We start from the raw sequence: 13660 nt of genomic DNA on the forward strand, positions 1-13660 counted from the left end.
GTATACAGACGGCCGCCACACTTGCCTTCAACCTGAAGCCGAGCCGTATGTCACGGCCGCGGATTTCAGGCATCTTCTCTTCGAAAGGAAGTCCCCATGAAATTCGCATTCAAGCCCTCCGCTTCCCTCAACAGCCTTGTCCTGGCCGGCTTGCTGGCAACGGTGGGCGCCGGCGCCATGGCGCAAACGCCTCCCGCACCACCTGCCGGATCGCCTCCTCCCGCCGGCGCGCACGGCGAACGCATGGGCCGCCATGACCCCGCCAAGATGCAGGCCATGATCGCCAAGCACCAGGCCGAACTCAAGGCCAAGCTCAAGCTCACCCCGGCCCAGGAAGGCGCATGGACCAGCTACACCGCCGCCATGCAGCCGCCCGCACGCGGCCCCCGCCCCACGGCCGAGCAGCGCGCCGAGTTCGACAAGCTGACCACGCCCCAGCGCATCGACAAGATGAAGGAGATGCGTACCCAGCACGTGGCCGAGATGAACGCCGCCATGGACAAGCGCGGCGAAGCCACCAAGGCCTTTTACGCCGTGCTGAGCCCCGAGCAGCAAAAAACCTTTGATGCCGAGCACAAAAAGCACGGCCCGCGCGGCGGCCACCGCGAGCACGGCGGCCCCGCCCCGCAAAAAGGTTAAGCCAACGCCTTCGCCAAGCCCGCACCGCAAACCGGTGCGGGCTTTTTTGTGCGCCTGGTCATGAACAGGCAGCAAAAAGCCGGGCCGCGGGACATGCCCGCGCCCGGCCTTGCAAGATCAATGGCACCGGCCGCGAACGGCCGGCCCGGACTTCTGCTTTTAGTGAGCGCCGCCGCTGACGGCCGCGCCACCCTGGACACTGCCCTGCACGCCGCCCTGGAGGCTGCCCGCGGCATTGCCCATGCCGTTGCTCACACCGTTGTAGGTGCGCTTGGCGCCGCTCTTCACGGCGCTGCCCGTGCGGGCCACGGCCCGGCCTGTGGCGCGTGCGCTGTCGTCCACCGCGCCCGAGACATTGGCGCCCGCGCCGACGCTGCTAGCAGCGCCCACACGGCCGGCAGTTGCGCCGGTGCCGCTGTCGCCACCGCCGCCCGCATTCGCGCGGGTGGAAGCATCAATATTGGCGTTCTGGCCGGCATTGACACCCAGGTTCACACCCAGGCCGGCGCCGGCATTGCTGCTGGTCCGGTTGCCGCTCAGGCCCGCGCCGGCGCCCACACCCACGCCGACACCCAGGCTTTGCGCAAAAGCGCCGGGGGCGGCCAGCGCGGCCGCCAGGGTCAGCGCCACGGCGCCGGGAATCGAACGAATCAAGAACTTGGACATTTCAGTCTCCTTCAAAAACGGTGGGCTTGCTCAACATGGCAACCCACCCGGCAGGGCCGCCTGGGGCCGTGGATCACGTCGCCCCAAAACGGATCGGCGGTCTTAATGGTTGTCGCCCTTCGTGGGACCTTGCGCGCCGCCGGTCGAGGTCGCGGCCGCATCACGCGCGGCGGAGTTCCGGGCACGTTTGGCCGCGCGTTTTTCGCGTTTTTCGGCCCTGGCGACCGCGCGGTCAGCCTTGGCGGCCGTGCGTGCTTCAGGCGTCGTGGGCGTACCGCCCGCAGGCGCCGCCGCGACCTGGTCCTGTGCCTTGGTGCTTCCGGGCGGGGTCGTGGTGTCGGTCTGCGCATGGACTTGCGCGCCCAGCAACAAGGCGGAAACAATTGCAGCCGCTGCGGGAATGGACTTCATTGAAATTTTCGTCATGGTGATTTCCTCTTCGGTTGGCCCCATTGGATAAGGCGCGTTGGATAAACAGGCCCTGATGTGTACGGGGCTGGTTTCAATTTAGGGGCCGGGCCGCGGCGGACTTGCCGGAGAGGCCCGCCGCGCCATGTAGGACACTGCGCCCGCGGCGTGTGGTTGCGCCCATTTCCGTGAACCTGTTCACGCGAAAGGGTCAGCCAGGCTCGTGTACAAATAAGTTTCTGTCCTACACCTGGGAAAAGACGCGCGGGGCCACAATGGCTGTCCGGGTGACCGCCCTCCTGCCTGCCGCACTCCTGCGCGTTTCCCCGACTGTCTTATGCAAAATCTTCCGTCCGACTCCTCCCGCCGCCGCGCGCCCGACGCGCTCTCCGTCGCCGTGCCCGTCGCCCCACCCAAAGCCGGCACACGCGTCGACATGGCCGCCGTCGAGGCCGACACCCAGACCGCGCTGGCGGCCGTGAGCCCCGAGTCCTCGTTTTCCTTCAAGGTGCTCACGGTCAACATCCACAAGGGCTTTACCTTCTTCAACCGCAAGTTCATCCTGCCCGAGCTGCGCGAGGCGGTGCGCAGCGTGGGCGCGGACGTGGTGTTCCTGCAGGAAGTGACGGGCAACCACGTCAAGCACGCCGACAAGTTCGACAACTACCCCGACACGCCGCACTACGAATTCCTGGCCGACACCATCTGGCCGCAGTTCGCCTACGGCCGCAACGCCGTCTACACCAACGGCCACCACGGCAACGCGGTGCTGTCGAAATTTCCCATCGTGCGTTTTGAAAACCGCGACGTCTCCATCAGCGGCCCCGAGCGCCGCGGCCTGCTGCATTGCGAGCTGCAGATCCCCGGCCGCAGCGTCAACGTGCACGCCATCTGCGTGCACCTGGGCCTCATGGAAACGCACCGCGAGCAGCAGATGGACATGCTGTGCGAGCTGGTGCGCAAGGACATCCCGCCGCACGCCCCCGTGGTGGTGGCCGGCGACTTCAACGATTGGCGCCACCGCGCCCATGCGCGGCTTGAAAAAGGCGCCGAGCTGCACGAGGTTTTTGTGCAGGCCAACGGCCACGCGGCGCGCACCTTCCCCGCGCGCCTGCCCCTGCTGCGCCTGGACCGCATCTATGTGCGCAACGCCATAGGCCATGCGCCCGTGGTGCTGCCGCTGCGGCCCTGGTCGCATCTGTCCGACCACGCGCCCTTGGCGGCAGAAATAGAGCTCTGAGCATGAGCAGGTGGGTGAGCGGCAACCAGTTCCACCTGCTTGAGAACGGCGAGGAGTTTTTTCCGCGCGTGTTCGAATGCATCGCCGCCGCCAAACGCGAAGTCGTGCTGGAAACCTTCATCCTGTTTGAGGACAAGGTCGGCGAAGAACTGCACGCGGCCCTGCACCAGGCCGCGCGGCGCGGCGTGCAGGTCGACGTGACCATAGACGGCTACGGCTCGCCCGACCTGTCGCCCGAATTCATCTCCACCCTCACGCGCGCCGGCGTGCGCGTGCATGTGTTCGACCCGGGCCCCAGGCTCTGGGGCTGGCGCACCAACCTGTTTCGCCGCATGCACCGCAAGATCGTGGTGGTCGACGGCGAGCGCGCCTTTGTGGGCGGCATCAACTACTCGGCCGACCACCTGGCCGACTTCGGGCCCCAGGCCAAGCAGGACTACGCCGTTGAAATCGAAGGCCCGCTGGTCGCCGACATCCACAGCTTTGTGCTTCGCGCCCTGGCCGCCGGCCAGCGCAATGCCGGCGCCGAGCCGCCCGGCCTGCGCGAGCGCTTTTCCGACCGCGCGCGTTCGCTGGCCGGCGCCTGGCGCGGCGACAGCATTCCCGCGCCGGTGGGCGAGGCCTCCGCGCTTTTTGTCACGCGCGACAACCGCAAGCACACCAACGACATCGAGCGCCACTACCGCGCGGCCCTGCGCACGGCGCGCAAGCGCGTGGTCATCGCCAACGCCTACTTCTTCCCCGGCTACCGGCTGCTCAGGGAAATGCGCCACGCCGCGCGCCGCGGCGTGGACGTGCGCCTGATCCTGCAGGGCGAGCCCGACATGGCCATCGTCAAGACCGCCGCCAGCATGCTTTACCACCACCTGCTGGACGCCGGCGTGCGCATCTACGAATACTGCGAGCGGCCGCTGCACGGCAAGGTGGCCGTCATCGACGACGACTGGGCCACCGTGGGCTCCAGCAACCTGGACCCGCTCAGCCTCTCGCTGAACCTGGAAGCCAACGTCGTCATACGCGACCCGGCCTTCAACAGCGAGCTGGGCGCGCGGCTGGAGGCGCTGATCCGGCACAGCTGCAAACAGGTGACCCATGACCAGCTCGTGGAACCCAGCTGGTGGCGCACCGTGCGCAGCTATTTTGTGTTCCACCTGCTGCGCCGCTACCCGGCCTGGGCCGGCTGGCTGCCGGCGCACACGCCGCGCATCACGCCCGCCGGCCAGGGCCTTGCCGCCAAGGCCGGCGCCATCGGCCCCACTGGCAGTGACCCCGAGCCGGTGGGCCAGGCCAAACCCGTGTGAGCGCCTGATGGCTTCAAGCCACAGCCCCCTGCGCGCACGCCCCTGGTGGCCCTGGCTCAGGCGCGGCACCACCGCCCTGTTTTTTGCACTGGTGGCCGGCCTGCTGGTGTCGCAGGCGCGCAGCATTGAATGGGGCGAGGTGCTCAGCTCACTGGCGGACTACCCGCTCAGCGCCGCCTGGGGCGCCGTGGCCCTGGCCGCGGCCAGCTTCACGCTGTACAGCTGCTTTGACCTGCTGGGCCGGCGCTACACGCACCACAAGCTCAGGGCCTCCACCGTGATGCTGGTGACTTTCACCAGCTACGCCTTCAACCTCAACCTCGGTTCGCTGGTGGGCGGCGTGGCCTTTCGCTTTCGCCTGTACTCGCGCCTGGGCCTCAAGCCCGGCGCCATCACCCGCGTCATGTCCATCAGCATGCTGGCCAACTGGATGGGTTATGTGCTGCTGGCCGGCCTGGTGTTCAGCCTGCACCCGCCCACCTTGCCGGCGGACTGGCCCGTCACCGCCGGCCACCTGCGCCTGGCCGGCCTGGCGCTGCTCGCGGCGGCCGCGGCCTACCTGGGTGTTTGCGCCTTCACGCGGCAGCGCCACTTCGAGCTGCGCGGCCACACCATCGAACTGCCCTCGCCGCGGCTGGCCGTGCTGCAGCTGCTGATGGGCGCCGGCAACTGGCTCATCATGTCGGGCATCCTGTACATCCTGCTGCAGCACCGCATCGAGTTTTCCGCCGTCGCCAGTGTGCTGCTGCTCGCGGCGGTGGCCGGCGTCATCACCCACATCCCGGCCGGCCTGGGGGTGCTGGAAGCGGTGTTTGTCGCCCTGCTCTCGCACCTGATGCCGCAGGCCGAGCTGCTCGCCGCCCTGGTGGCCTACCGGCTTATCTATTACGTGGTGCCGCTGGGCATTGCCACGGCGGTCTATGCGGTGATGGAAGCCCATGCCAGAAAACTGGCCCGCGCGGCCAGGACGGCCCAGCCCCCGCGAAACGCCCACCCCGCCACACGCTGAGCCGCACGGGCCCCAGCCAGGGGTTTTCAGCGCCGTTTAGGCGCCAAAGCCACATGCCGCCAGGGTTTTGGGCCCAGGCTTTGTGTCCATAAACCCAAACTACTGTATATTGATACAGTGTTTTTGGTTTTCTCTTTCCCGGCGATGCGCCGCCCGCACCCGGGAAGTCGGCTTCTTTGCCTACAAACGCGCCTGAACCCGCGGCGGCACCATGAAGTCAGACCGTGAAGCAGAAAGGATGTATCGCATGGGCGTGATGAATGACCTGCTGACGACCGACCTCTTTCCCCAGGCCGCGCTGCCCGTCGCGCTACGCGGCCAGACGGACTTCGAGGGCTTTCGCCGTGCCGCGCGCGGCCTGCTGGCGCAAAACATCCTGCCCGCGCAGGTCTGCTGGCAATGCGGCGCTGCGCCCCCGCAAACGGCCCAGGCCCCGCAGGCCGCCGGCAGCGCGCACAGCCCGGCCTTCAGCGACGCGCCCGCCGTCAGCGTGCCGCCCGAATTCCTCGCGCTGTGCCAGGCCGCCGTGCTGCACCGCAACCCGCAGCGCTTTCACCTGCTCTACCGGCTGCTGTGGCGCCTGGTGCATGAACCCGAACTGCGCCACACACCGCAGGACGCCGACATGGACCAGGCCCGCCAGATGGCCGACGAGGTGCGCGAAGACATCCGCAAGATGAAAGCCCAGCTGCGCTTTCGCTCGGTGCAGGACGACAGCTTCAGGGCCAGGCCCCTGGCCGGGCCGCTGCATGTCGCCTGGTATGAGCCTGAACACCATATTGTCGAAGCCGTGGCGCCCACCTTCGCCAAACGCTTTTCCCTGATGCGCTGGGCCATCCTCACCCCCGGGGGCAGCGTCGAGTCCGACTACCTGGGCCCGCAGGACTTTGCGGCAGACGCAAAATCGCCCGGCGAGGGCCTGGCCGCGCTGCGCTTCGGCCCAGCCGCCGACCCGCAAGACGCGCCGGCCCTGGATGCCGGCGAACAGCAGTGGCTGGCGTACTACGAGCAGGTCTTCCACCCCGCGCGCCTCGCCAGGCGGCGCCTGCTGCAAAAACAGGCATCGCCGCGGCGCTACCGCAAGGCCCGCGGCCCGGCAGGCCGCAAAGCCCATGCGCCCCGGGCACCCGGCGCCAGCCGGGCCGGCAGCCAGTCGCTGTCGCTCTAAGCGGCAAAAATCCCTAGGGCCTGCGCGCGTCCGATGCCGGCGGCTCAGGCGGCAACACCGCGTCGCGCCCGTCGCTGCTGACAGGCGGCAGCGTGGGCCGGGAAGTCGAATCGCGCGGGTCCGGCGGTGGGATGGAGTTGTCCGGCGGCAGCGCGCGGCGCGCCGGGTTGCGGTTCAGCGGGTTCTTCAAAGGCACGGCGGGCTTTTGCACAGCGCCCGGCTCCACGGCAGGTGTTGGCGATGTGGTTTGCGCCTGCGCCATGGGCCCGGCCAGCAAGGCCAGCACAGCGCCGAGCGCCAGGGGGATGGGGTGGGTTTTTCGCATGGCCATGAATGACTCCTTCAAGCCGCATTGACGTTGCGGGGCTTGTTGCCTTTTACTGTACGCCGATCAAAGTTCAAGATCATGGCCGGAATGCCGGCCGCACAGTCAGGCCCGGCCTACAGGCTTTGCCACCAGCTCCTTGAAACCGGTTTGCGCATCATGCTCACGCGTGAACACCCAGCCCGGCAAAGGTGCCAGCACAATCTCCGCCGTGGTCCGCACCACACAGCCCGGCATCACATGGCCGCCGCGCATCTCGCCGCGCGCCGTCGCCACACTGGCATGCAGATGCACGCCGCCGGCGCTCAGCGTGCCCGACAAGGTGATCAGCTCCAGCGGCTCCACCAGCACCGTGCCCTCGGGTTCGGCTGCATAGCGCAGGACGGCTTGGGACAGGCTGCCCACGGCCGAGATGATGCAGGCCGCGGTCGTGCTCTGCTCCACCTGCAGCTGGGCGAAGGCTTTGGTCAGGGTGGTGCGGAGGTCTTCTCCAGGTTGCAGCCGCAGGACGTGAGTTTGGATATGGCTTTGGGGCATGGGCGTTAGGGTAACGAGGCGACTGGGGTTATTCAAGAGGAGGGTTCTCCTCTTACTCCTGCTGGCCGGGACTCGCCCCGGCGGGCGACTTACTTTCTTTTGCTTCGCCAAAAGAACGTAAGCAAAGAAAAGGCGACCCGCAGTCTGGGTCCCTCCGCTGCGCTACGGGCAACCTGCGGTGCTCGACTACGGCGGGGTCTCGCGCAAACTCGCCTTCGGCTCAGACAAGCGCGATCCCTGATCCGCCTACGTCTGCGCTCCTCGGCCCAGCCAGGACGGGGCAATCGGGAGCGGGAACAGAAGACAAATACCAAAGAACAAACCAAGACAAACAAGGACTCGCCACGGCGAGTCCTTGTTTCTTCAGGTATTGGTATTCCTTCCCCACCCCTTGTGTATGCGCCGAGGAGCGGAGGGCCAGACGGATCAGGGCTGGCGTTGTCTGAGCGAAGCGAGTTTAGCCAGACCCCGGCTGGACCGAGCACCGCAGGTTGCCCGTAGCGAAGCGAAGGGACGCAGACACCAGGGTCGCCTTTTCTTTTGCTTACTTTTCTTTTGGCGAAGCAAAAGAAAAGTGAGTTGCCGCCGGGCAACCCCCGGCCAACCACACTCAGCAAGAGAACTGAGGAAATAAGAGAACCGAAGAGCGCGCCCGCCGGAGCAAGACCCGGTGAAAACTATGCAGAAACCAATTTCAAAAAAGTAATCTCGGACGGTGCCCCAAACCGCTTGGGCGGCCCCCAATATCCCGTCCCGCGACTCGTATAAACCCAGAGGTTCTGCAGCTTGTGCAAACCCGCCGTGAACGGCTGCTGAAACCGCACAAACAAATTCCACGGATAGAACTGCCCGCCGTGCGTATGGCCCGACAGCTGTAAATCAAAACCCGCTTTGGCCGCCGCTGCAGCGCTGCGCGGCTGGTGGGCCAGCAGCACGCGCACGGCGTCCAGCGGCGCGCCTGACAAGGCCGCTTCGGGGTCGCTGCGGTGGGCCGGGTCGAAGTGGCCGGCGCTGTAGTCCGTCACACCGGCCAGCACCAGCGGCTTGCCGTTCTGGCCCGGCTGGCGGATCACCACGTGTTCGTTCATCAGCACCGTCAGGCCCAGGCGGCGCAGCTCGTCCACCCAGGCGTGGGCGCCCGAGTAGTACTCGTGGTTGCCGGTCACAAAAAAGGTGCCGTGGCGCGACTTCAAGTCCGCCAGCGGCGCGGTGTGGGCCGCCAGCTCGCCGACCTTGCCGTCCACCAGGTCGCCGGTGATGGCCACCACGTCGGCGTCCAGTGCGTTGACCTTGTCGACGATGCGGCGCAGGTATTGCTGCTTGATGGTCGGCCCCACGTGGATGTCGCTGAGCTGCGCCACCGTAAATCCCTGCAGCGCGGGAGGCAGGCCTTTGATGGGCACGTCCACCCTGACCACAGCCGCGGTGCGCCGCGCATTCAGAAAACCCAGCAAGGTCACCAGCAGGCCCAGCAGCGGCACGGCCTCGGCCGAGGCGATGCGCAGCCAGGCCAGCGGCAACTGGCCGGGCACCAGCAGGTCGGCCAGCCACAGCAGCAGCAAACCGGCGTCGCGCGCCAGCGTCAGCACAAACAGGGACGAGAACAGGCCCATGAACAGCAGCCCCACCCAGGTCAGCACATCGGCAAGCGGCTGTTTGGCCACACGCCCGGCCATCAGGCCCAGCGGCATCAGCAGCGCCGACAGCGCCAGGCCGATGATGAGCAGCCACTGGACAAGGAGATGGGCCTGCAGCCCGGGAACAAGGCGTGCGCCAATGTAAACATGGAGCAGCGCGGTTACAAGCGCCAGCGGCAGGAAGTTCATGAACAGGGTTCCGGTAATGAGCACTGCATATGGGTGCGGGCCGCATGCATTCAATGCCAAAGCGCTTTCCGGTGATGGACGGTGATGGACGGCGGCAGCGCACCAAGGCCGTGCACGCGGCTTCAAGGCGTTTCACCCGCTCACAACTGCGACAAAGCGTGCGGCTCAATCGCGCACTTCACGGGCTACCCTCGGCCATCTTTTCATTTGCCGCACACACCGGCCTCTTCCGCCCATGCGCCTATGACCGTCGCCCTCCAGGCCACCACTCCCGCCACCTTTGAAATCAAGAGCGCCAACCTGCCCCTGGTGGCCTTGCTGCTCAAGTCGACCGACCTCGTCGCGCTGGCACGCGAACTGGAAGCGCGCTTTGGCGACATTCCCGACTTCTTCGACCAAGACGCGCTGATGGTCGATCTCTCGCCCTTGCCGCCGGCGGCGGGCGATATCGACTTTCCGGCGCTGATCAGCCTGCTGGGCAGCTACCAGCTGGTGCCCCTCACGGCCAAGGGCGGCAGCCCCGCGCAAATGGCCGCGGCGCTGCAGGCCGGCCTGCTGCCCGTACCCGATGCGCACCTGGTGGCGGCCCGGCCTACGGTAGCAGCGCCGCCCGCGCCAACACCTGTTGCCCCTGTTGCATCGGCGCCCGCCGCACCGCTGGGTGCCCTGGTCGTCGACAAGCCCTTGCGCTCCGGCCAGCAGGTTTATGCGCGCGGCCGCGACCTGGTGGTGCTGGCCATGGTCAATGCCGGCGCCGAAGTGATTGCCGACGGCCACATCCATGTCTATGCGCCGCTGCGCGGCAAGGCCATGGCCGGCGCGCGCGGCAACACCGAGGCGCGCATCTTCTCGCTGGCGCTGGAGGCCGAGCTGCTGTCGATCGCCGGCGTCTACCGCACCAGCGAACACCCCCTGCCGCCCGGCATGGCCGGCAAGCCCACACAGGTGCGGCTCGTTCCGGGCGACGAGGGCGACAAACTCGTGATGAATGTGATGTCAGCATGAACACGGCCACTTTGCTTCCCCCTGCTTCCACTGCACACCCTGCCTCCACCCAAAACACCTCTCCCGTTCTCCAAGGAAATTCAAGCATGGCAAAAATCATTGTGGTCACCTCCGGCAAGGGCGGCGTGGGCAAAACCACCACCAGCGCCAGCTTTGCCACCGGCCTGGCGCTGCGCGGCCATAAAACCGCAGTCATCGACTTCGACGTGGGCCTGCGCAACCTGGACCTCATCATGGGCTGTGAACGCCGCGTGGTCTACGACCTCATCAACGTCATCCAGGGCGAGGCCACGCTGAACCAGGCCCTGATCAAGGACAAGCAGTGCCACAACCTGTTTGTGCTGGCCGCTTCGCAGACCCGCGACAAGGATGCGCTGACCAAAAGCGGCGTCGAGAAGGTGCTCAAGGACCTCGGCGAAATGGACTTTGAGTACATCGTCTGCGACTCCCCCGCCGGCATAGAGACCGGCGCCCTGATGGCCATGCATTTTGCCGACGAGGCCCTGGTGGTGACCAATCCCGAGGTGTCATCGGTGCGCGACTCCGACCGCATCCTGGGCATGCTCTCGAGCAAGACCCAGCGCGCGATTGCCGGCGGCGACCCGATCAAGGAACATCTCCTGATCACCCGCTACAACCCCGGCCGCGTCGACCAGGGCCAGATGCTCTCTCTCGAAGACATCCAGGACATCCTGCGCATCAAGCTCATAGGCGTGATCCCCGAGTCCGAGTCCGTGCTGCAGGCCTCCAACCAGGGCGTGCCGGCGGTGCACATGAACGGCAGCGACGTCTCCGAAGCCTACAAGGACGTGGTCGACCGCTTCCTGGGCGACAAGGACAAGCCGATGCGGTTTATCGATGCGCAAAAGCCGGGGATCTTCAAGCGCTGGTTCGGAGGCAAATAAAGCATGGCGTCTTTTTTGTCCTTCCTGCTTGGCGAGAAGAAGAAAACCGCCAACGTCGCGAAAGAGCGGTTGCAGATCATCCTGGCGCACGAGCGCACCGACCGCAGCCCCAAGCCAGACTACCTGCCCGCGCTGCAACGCGACCTGATCGCGGTGATTGCCAAATACATTCCCATCAACCCTGAGCACATCAAGCTGCACCTGGAGCGGCAGGACAACCTCGATGTGCTGGAAGTGAAGATCGAGCTGCCCGACAAGAAGTAGCCGGCAGCCCTCTCCTGTGGGCATCCCGCTGGCGCCGTCAATGGCGCCACGGCCTCGCCAAAAAAATCGCCTGGACCGATTCGTTTGGCCCTTGCCCAACGTCTATACAGGTACGAGCCCTCCTGTACGGGTTCGCGGAGCCTGTTCATGTCGATACCACACACCCCCGGCCGGCCTGGCCGGCGCAAGCTGCTTGCCGGCGCGCTGGTGCTCGCGGCGAGCGCGCCCTTTGCCTCACCCTCCCAACCGAAACCCCACACCATGACACTCAACATCAACCCCGATGCCAAACTCACCACGCTGATCAACGTCTTCAGCGTCTCCCCTGAAAACCTCGACCGGCTTGTGGCGCTGCTCAAGGAAGGAACCGACGCCTGGATTTCCAAAGTCCCCGGCTTCGTCTCGTCCTCTTTGCATGTCTCGCGCGACGGCAAGCGCGTGATAATCTACGGCCAATGGCGCAGCGCCGACGCGATCGCGACGATGCGGCAGCGCCCCGAAATGCCGGAATACTTTGAACGCATCAAGGCGATCGCGCAGATGGAAGCGACGATTTGTGATGTCATCTCCACCATTGCCGCCTGATTCGCATCCCCTGTCGTCGGTGGACCTCGAGCGGCTGCGGCCCACCCTGCACCGCTACTGCGCCAGGATGGTGGGCTCAGCCCTCGACGGCGAAGACATTGTCCAGGATGCCCTGGTGCGCGCGCTGGAGTCAGCCCCGCCGGACCAGCCGATAGCCAACCCCGAGGGCTGGCTGTTCCGCATCGCCCACAACCTGGCACTCGACCTGCTGCGCCGCAGGGCGCGCGCGAACGGCACGCAGGAGGAGGACGACATGGACCTGATCGTCCACCCCGTCGACGAACTGGCGCGGCGCGAGGCGGCCGCCGCGGCCTTGCCGACCTTTATGCACATGCCCGCCTCCCAGCGCAGCGTGGTCATCCTGTTCGATGTGCTGGACTATTCCGCCGAAGAGGTCGGCGAGATCCTCGGCACCACGGTGCCCGCGGTCAAGTCCCTGCTGCAGCGCGGGCGCGGCCGCCTGCGCGAGCTGGTGGGGCAAACGGCGGCGGCGGGCAAGCGCGCCGCCTTGTCCGCCGCTGAAGAAGGGCTGCTGCGAAGGTATGTCGAGCTGTTCAACGCACACGACTTCGACACGCTTCGCAGCATGCTGGCCGCCGACGTGCAGCTCGACCTGGTGAACCGGCGGCGCCTGCAGGGGCCTGCCGTCGGCGAGTACTTTACGCGCTACAGAGAGGCGCCGGGCTGGAGAGCCTGGCCGGGCCTGGTCGAGGGCCGGCCCGCCGTGCTGATTCAACAGCAACAGCTCGCCGAGCTGCGGCGGCCGGACTATTTTGTGGTGCTGGGCTGGTCCGGCGAACGCGTGTCGACGATTCGCGATTTTCTGTTTGCCCGCTATGTGATGGCGGACGTTGAACACGCGTCGCTGTAGCCGTGCCGCCGTCGGCGATCGCTACAGCTTGAGGCTGGCCGGCAAATACTTGGCCATCAGCTCGTCGTAATAAGGCTTGAGTTCAGCCAGCACCGGCGGCTTGTCATTCTTGGAATAAAGGTCATAGGGGTTGAACTTCTGCACCCATGAGAGGTGCGCCTTATCCTGGGCATCGGTCAAATGCCCATACCCCCCTTCCCGGTGCCAGGCATAAAACGAGTGATAGCGGATCATGTACAGCGCCGGCAGCGGCAGGTAGGGCTTCATGAGCTGGTACAAATATTCGTCGTGACCCCATGACATGTGCACCGCGTCTAGCCCGCAGCCGGGCGTGTAAATGCCGTTCTCGCTGTTGTAGCGGGCATCGTTGCTGTCAGGGTTCAGCGCAAAGTACTCGGGGTACACAATGCGCTCCGAAAAACGGCAGCCCACCGGGAAGGTGTCGCCCACCACCGCCCACTGCGGCTCGCCGAACAGGCACAGCACCTTGCCCAGGTCGTGGATAAAACCCGTCAGCACAAACCAGTCGGGGTGGCCGTCGGCGCGAATCGCTTCGGCGGTCTGCAGCAGGTGGCTGATCTGCGGCAGCTCGATGTCCGGGTCCGACTCATCGACCAGGGTGTTCAGGAACTCCAGCGCCGCCCAGGGCGTCATCTCGCGCTGCCCAAAACCCAGCCACTGGGCCTTCTTGGCCCGCACAAAGTCCAGCGTCTGGTGCTGGTGGTTGTTGCGGTAAAAGTTGCGCACCCTGTCTATGCCGGGCTGGTCGTAATCGCGGTAGGCGGCGCGCTCGGGCTCGCTGGCCAGCAGGGCGGTGGTTTGTAAAGCGGGGCTGGCGGCGTGGGGCGTGGCGGCGTTCATCATCAGCCGATTGTAGAAAGCGCCGCGACTGCGTGCAAACCCGCTGGCGC

Annotated in this window: 16 protein-coding genes; 10 read left to right on the forward strand and 6 right to left on the reverse strand. The window is 66.2% G+C overall.

Annotation, left to right across the window (positions count from 1 at the left end; genetic code table 11):
- The first annotated feature begins 96 nt into the window (after positions 1 to 96).
- On the forward strand, positions 97 to 639 hold the full coding sequence (locus AC1DUN_RS11235; protein ID WP_477714011.1) for a Spy/CpxP family protein refolding chaperone: 543 nt from the start codon (positions 97 to 99) through the stop codon (positions 637 to 639).
- A 159-nt stretch (positions 640 to 798) separates the two neighbouring features.
- On the opposite strand, the gene AC1DUN_RS11240 is transcribed toward AC1DUN_RS11235, so the two are convergent.
- Both AC1DUN_RS11240 and AC1DUN_RS11245 read right to left on the reverse strand, forming a co-directional pair.
- On the reverse strand, positions 799 to 1305 hold the full coding sequence (locus AC1DUN_RS11240) for a hypothetical protein (RefSeq protein WP_477714012.1): 507 nt from the start codon (positions 1303 to 1305) through the stop codon (positions 799 to 801).
- A gap of 102 nt (positions 1306 to 1407) precedes the next feature.
- On the reverse strand, positions 1408 to 1731 hold the full coding sequence (locus tag AC1DUN_RS11245; protein WP_477714013.1) for a hypothetical protein: 324 nt from the start codon (positions 1729 to 1731) through the stop codon (positions 1408 to 1410).
- Positions 1732 to 2149: 418 nt separating this feature from the next.
- Here AC1DUN_RS11245 and AC1DUN_RS11250 point away from each other — a divergent pair, with 418 nt between their 5' ends.
- The 4 genes from AC1DUN_RS11250 to AC1DUN_RS11265 all read left to right on the forward strand — a co-directional run bounded on the left by AC1DUN_RS11250 (position 2150) and on the right by AC1DUN_RS11265 (position 6431).
- Positions 2150 to 2953 carry an endonuclease/exonuclease/phosphatase family protein gene (locus AC1DUN_RS11250; protein ID WP_477664263.1) on the forward strand — a complete coding sequence of 268 codons (804 nt, stop codon included), beginning with the start codon at positions 2150 to 2152 and terminating at the stop codon, positions 2951 to 2953.
- 2 nt (positions 2954 to 2955) lie between these two features.
- On the forward strand, positions 2956 to 4254 hold the full coding sequence (gene clsB / locus AC1DUN_RS11255) for a cardiolipin synthase ClsB (protein ID WP_477714014.1): 1299 nt from the start codon (positions 2956 to 2958) through the stop codon (positions 4252 to 4254).
- 7 nt (positions 4255 to 4261) lie between these two features.
- Positions 4262 to 5263, forward strand: a complete 1002-nt coding sequence (locus tag AC1DUN_RS11260) for a lysylphosphatidylglycerol synthase domain-containing protein (RefSeq protein WP_477714015.1) — start codon at positions 4262 to 4264, stop codon at positions 5261 to 5263.
- A 247-nt stretch (positions 5264 to 5510) separates the two neighbouring features.
- Positions 5511 to 6431, forward strand: a complete 921-nt coding sequence (locus AC1DUN_RS11265; protein WP_477714016.1) for a TIGR03915 family putative DNA repair protein — start codon at positions 5511 to 5513, stop codon at positions 6429 to 6431.
- A 13-nt stretch (positions 6432 to 6444) separates the two neighbouring features.
- On the opposite strand, the gene AC1DUN_RS11270 is transcribed toward AC1DUN_RS11265, so the two are convergent.
- The 3 genes from AC1DUN_RS11270 to AC1DUN_RS11280 form a co-directional block, all read right to left on the reverse strand.
- On the reverse strand, positions 6445 to 6762 hold the full coding sequence (locus tag AC1DUN_RS11270; protein ID WP_477714017.1) for a hypothetical protein: 318 nt from the start codon (positions 6760 to 6762) through the stop codon (positions 6445 to 6447).
- A 99-nt stretch (positions 6763 to 6861) separates the two neighbouring features.
- Complete coding sequence (locus AC1DUN_RS11275) at positions 6862 to 7293, reverse strand: PPC domain-containing DNA-binding protein (protein WP_477714018.1); 432 nt, start codon at positions 7291 to 7293, stop codon at positions 6862 to 6864.
- Between the two features lie 677 nt (positions 7294 to 7970).
- Positions 7971 to 9119, reverse strand: coding sequence for a metallophosphoesterase (locus AC1DUN_RS11280; RefSeq protein WP_477714019.1), 1149 nt, complete (start codon positions 9117 to 9119; stop codon positions 7971 to 7973).
- Positions 9120 to 9362: 243 nt separating this feature from the next.
- On the opposite strand from AC1DUN_RS11280, the gene minC reads away from it, so the two are divergent.
- From minC to AC1DUN_RS11305, 5 genes are all read left to right on the forward strand, one after another.
- Positions 9363 to 10124 (forward strand): septum site-determining protein MinC, encoded by a 762-nt coding sequence (gene minC / locus AC1DUN_RS11285; protein ID WP_477714020.1) that lies wholly within the window; start codon positions 9363 to 9365, stop codon positions 10122 to 10124.
- Between the two features lie 86 nt (positions 10125 to 10210).
- Entirely contained in the window at positions 10211 to 11029 is an 819-nt protein-coding gene (gene minD / locus AC1DUN_RS11290) for a septum site-determining protein MinD (protein WP_074578576.1), read from the forward strand.
- A gap of 3 nt (positions 11030 to 11032) precedes the next feature.
- The gene (gene minE, locus AC1DUN_RS11295) at positions 11033 to 11293 is read left to right on the forward strand and encodes a cell division topological specificity factor MinE (RefSeq protein WP_074578574.1); all 261 of its coding nucleotides are present in this window, start codon (positions 11033 to 11035) and stop codon (positions 11291 to 11293) included.
- 147 nt (positions 11294 to 11440) lie between these two features.
- Positions 11441 to 11878, forward strand: a complete 438-nt coding sequence (locus tag AC1DUN_RS11300) for a putative quinol monooxygenase (protein WP_477714021.1) — start codon at positions 11441 to 11443, stop codon at positions 11876 to 11878.
- A complete protein-coding gene (locus tag AC1DUN_RS11305) occupies positions 11853 to 12749 on the forward strand; it encodes a sigma-70 family RNA polymerase sigma factor (protein WP_477714022.1) in 897 nt (298 codons plus the stop codon). Before AC1DUN_RS11300 ends, AC1DUN_RS11305 begins: the two co-directional genes overlap by 26 nt.
- Positions 12750 to 12770: 21 nt before the next feature.
- Here the strand turns inward: AC1DUN_RS11305 and AC1DUN_RS11310 are convergent, their stop codons facing one another.
- A complete protein-coding gene (locus AC1DUN_RS11310) occupies positions 12771 to 13613 on the reverse strand; it encodes an inositol oxygenase family protein (protein WP_477714023.1) in 843 nt (280 codons plus the stop codon).
- Positions 13614 to 13660 lie beyond the last annotated feature (47 nt).

Source organism: Polaromonas sp. P4_F6, assembly GCF_056401275.1.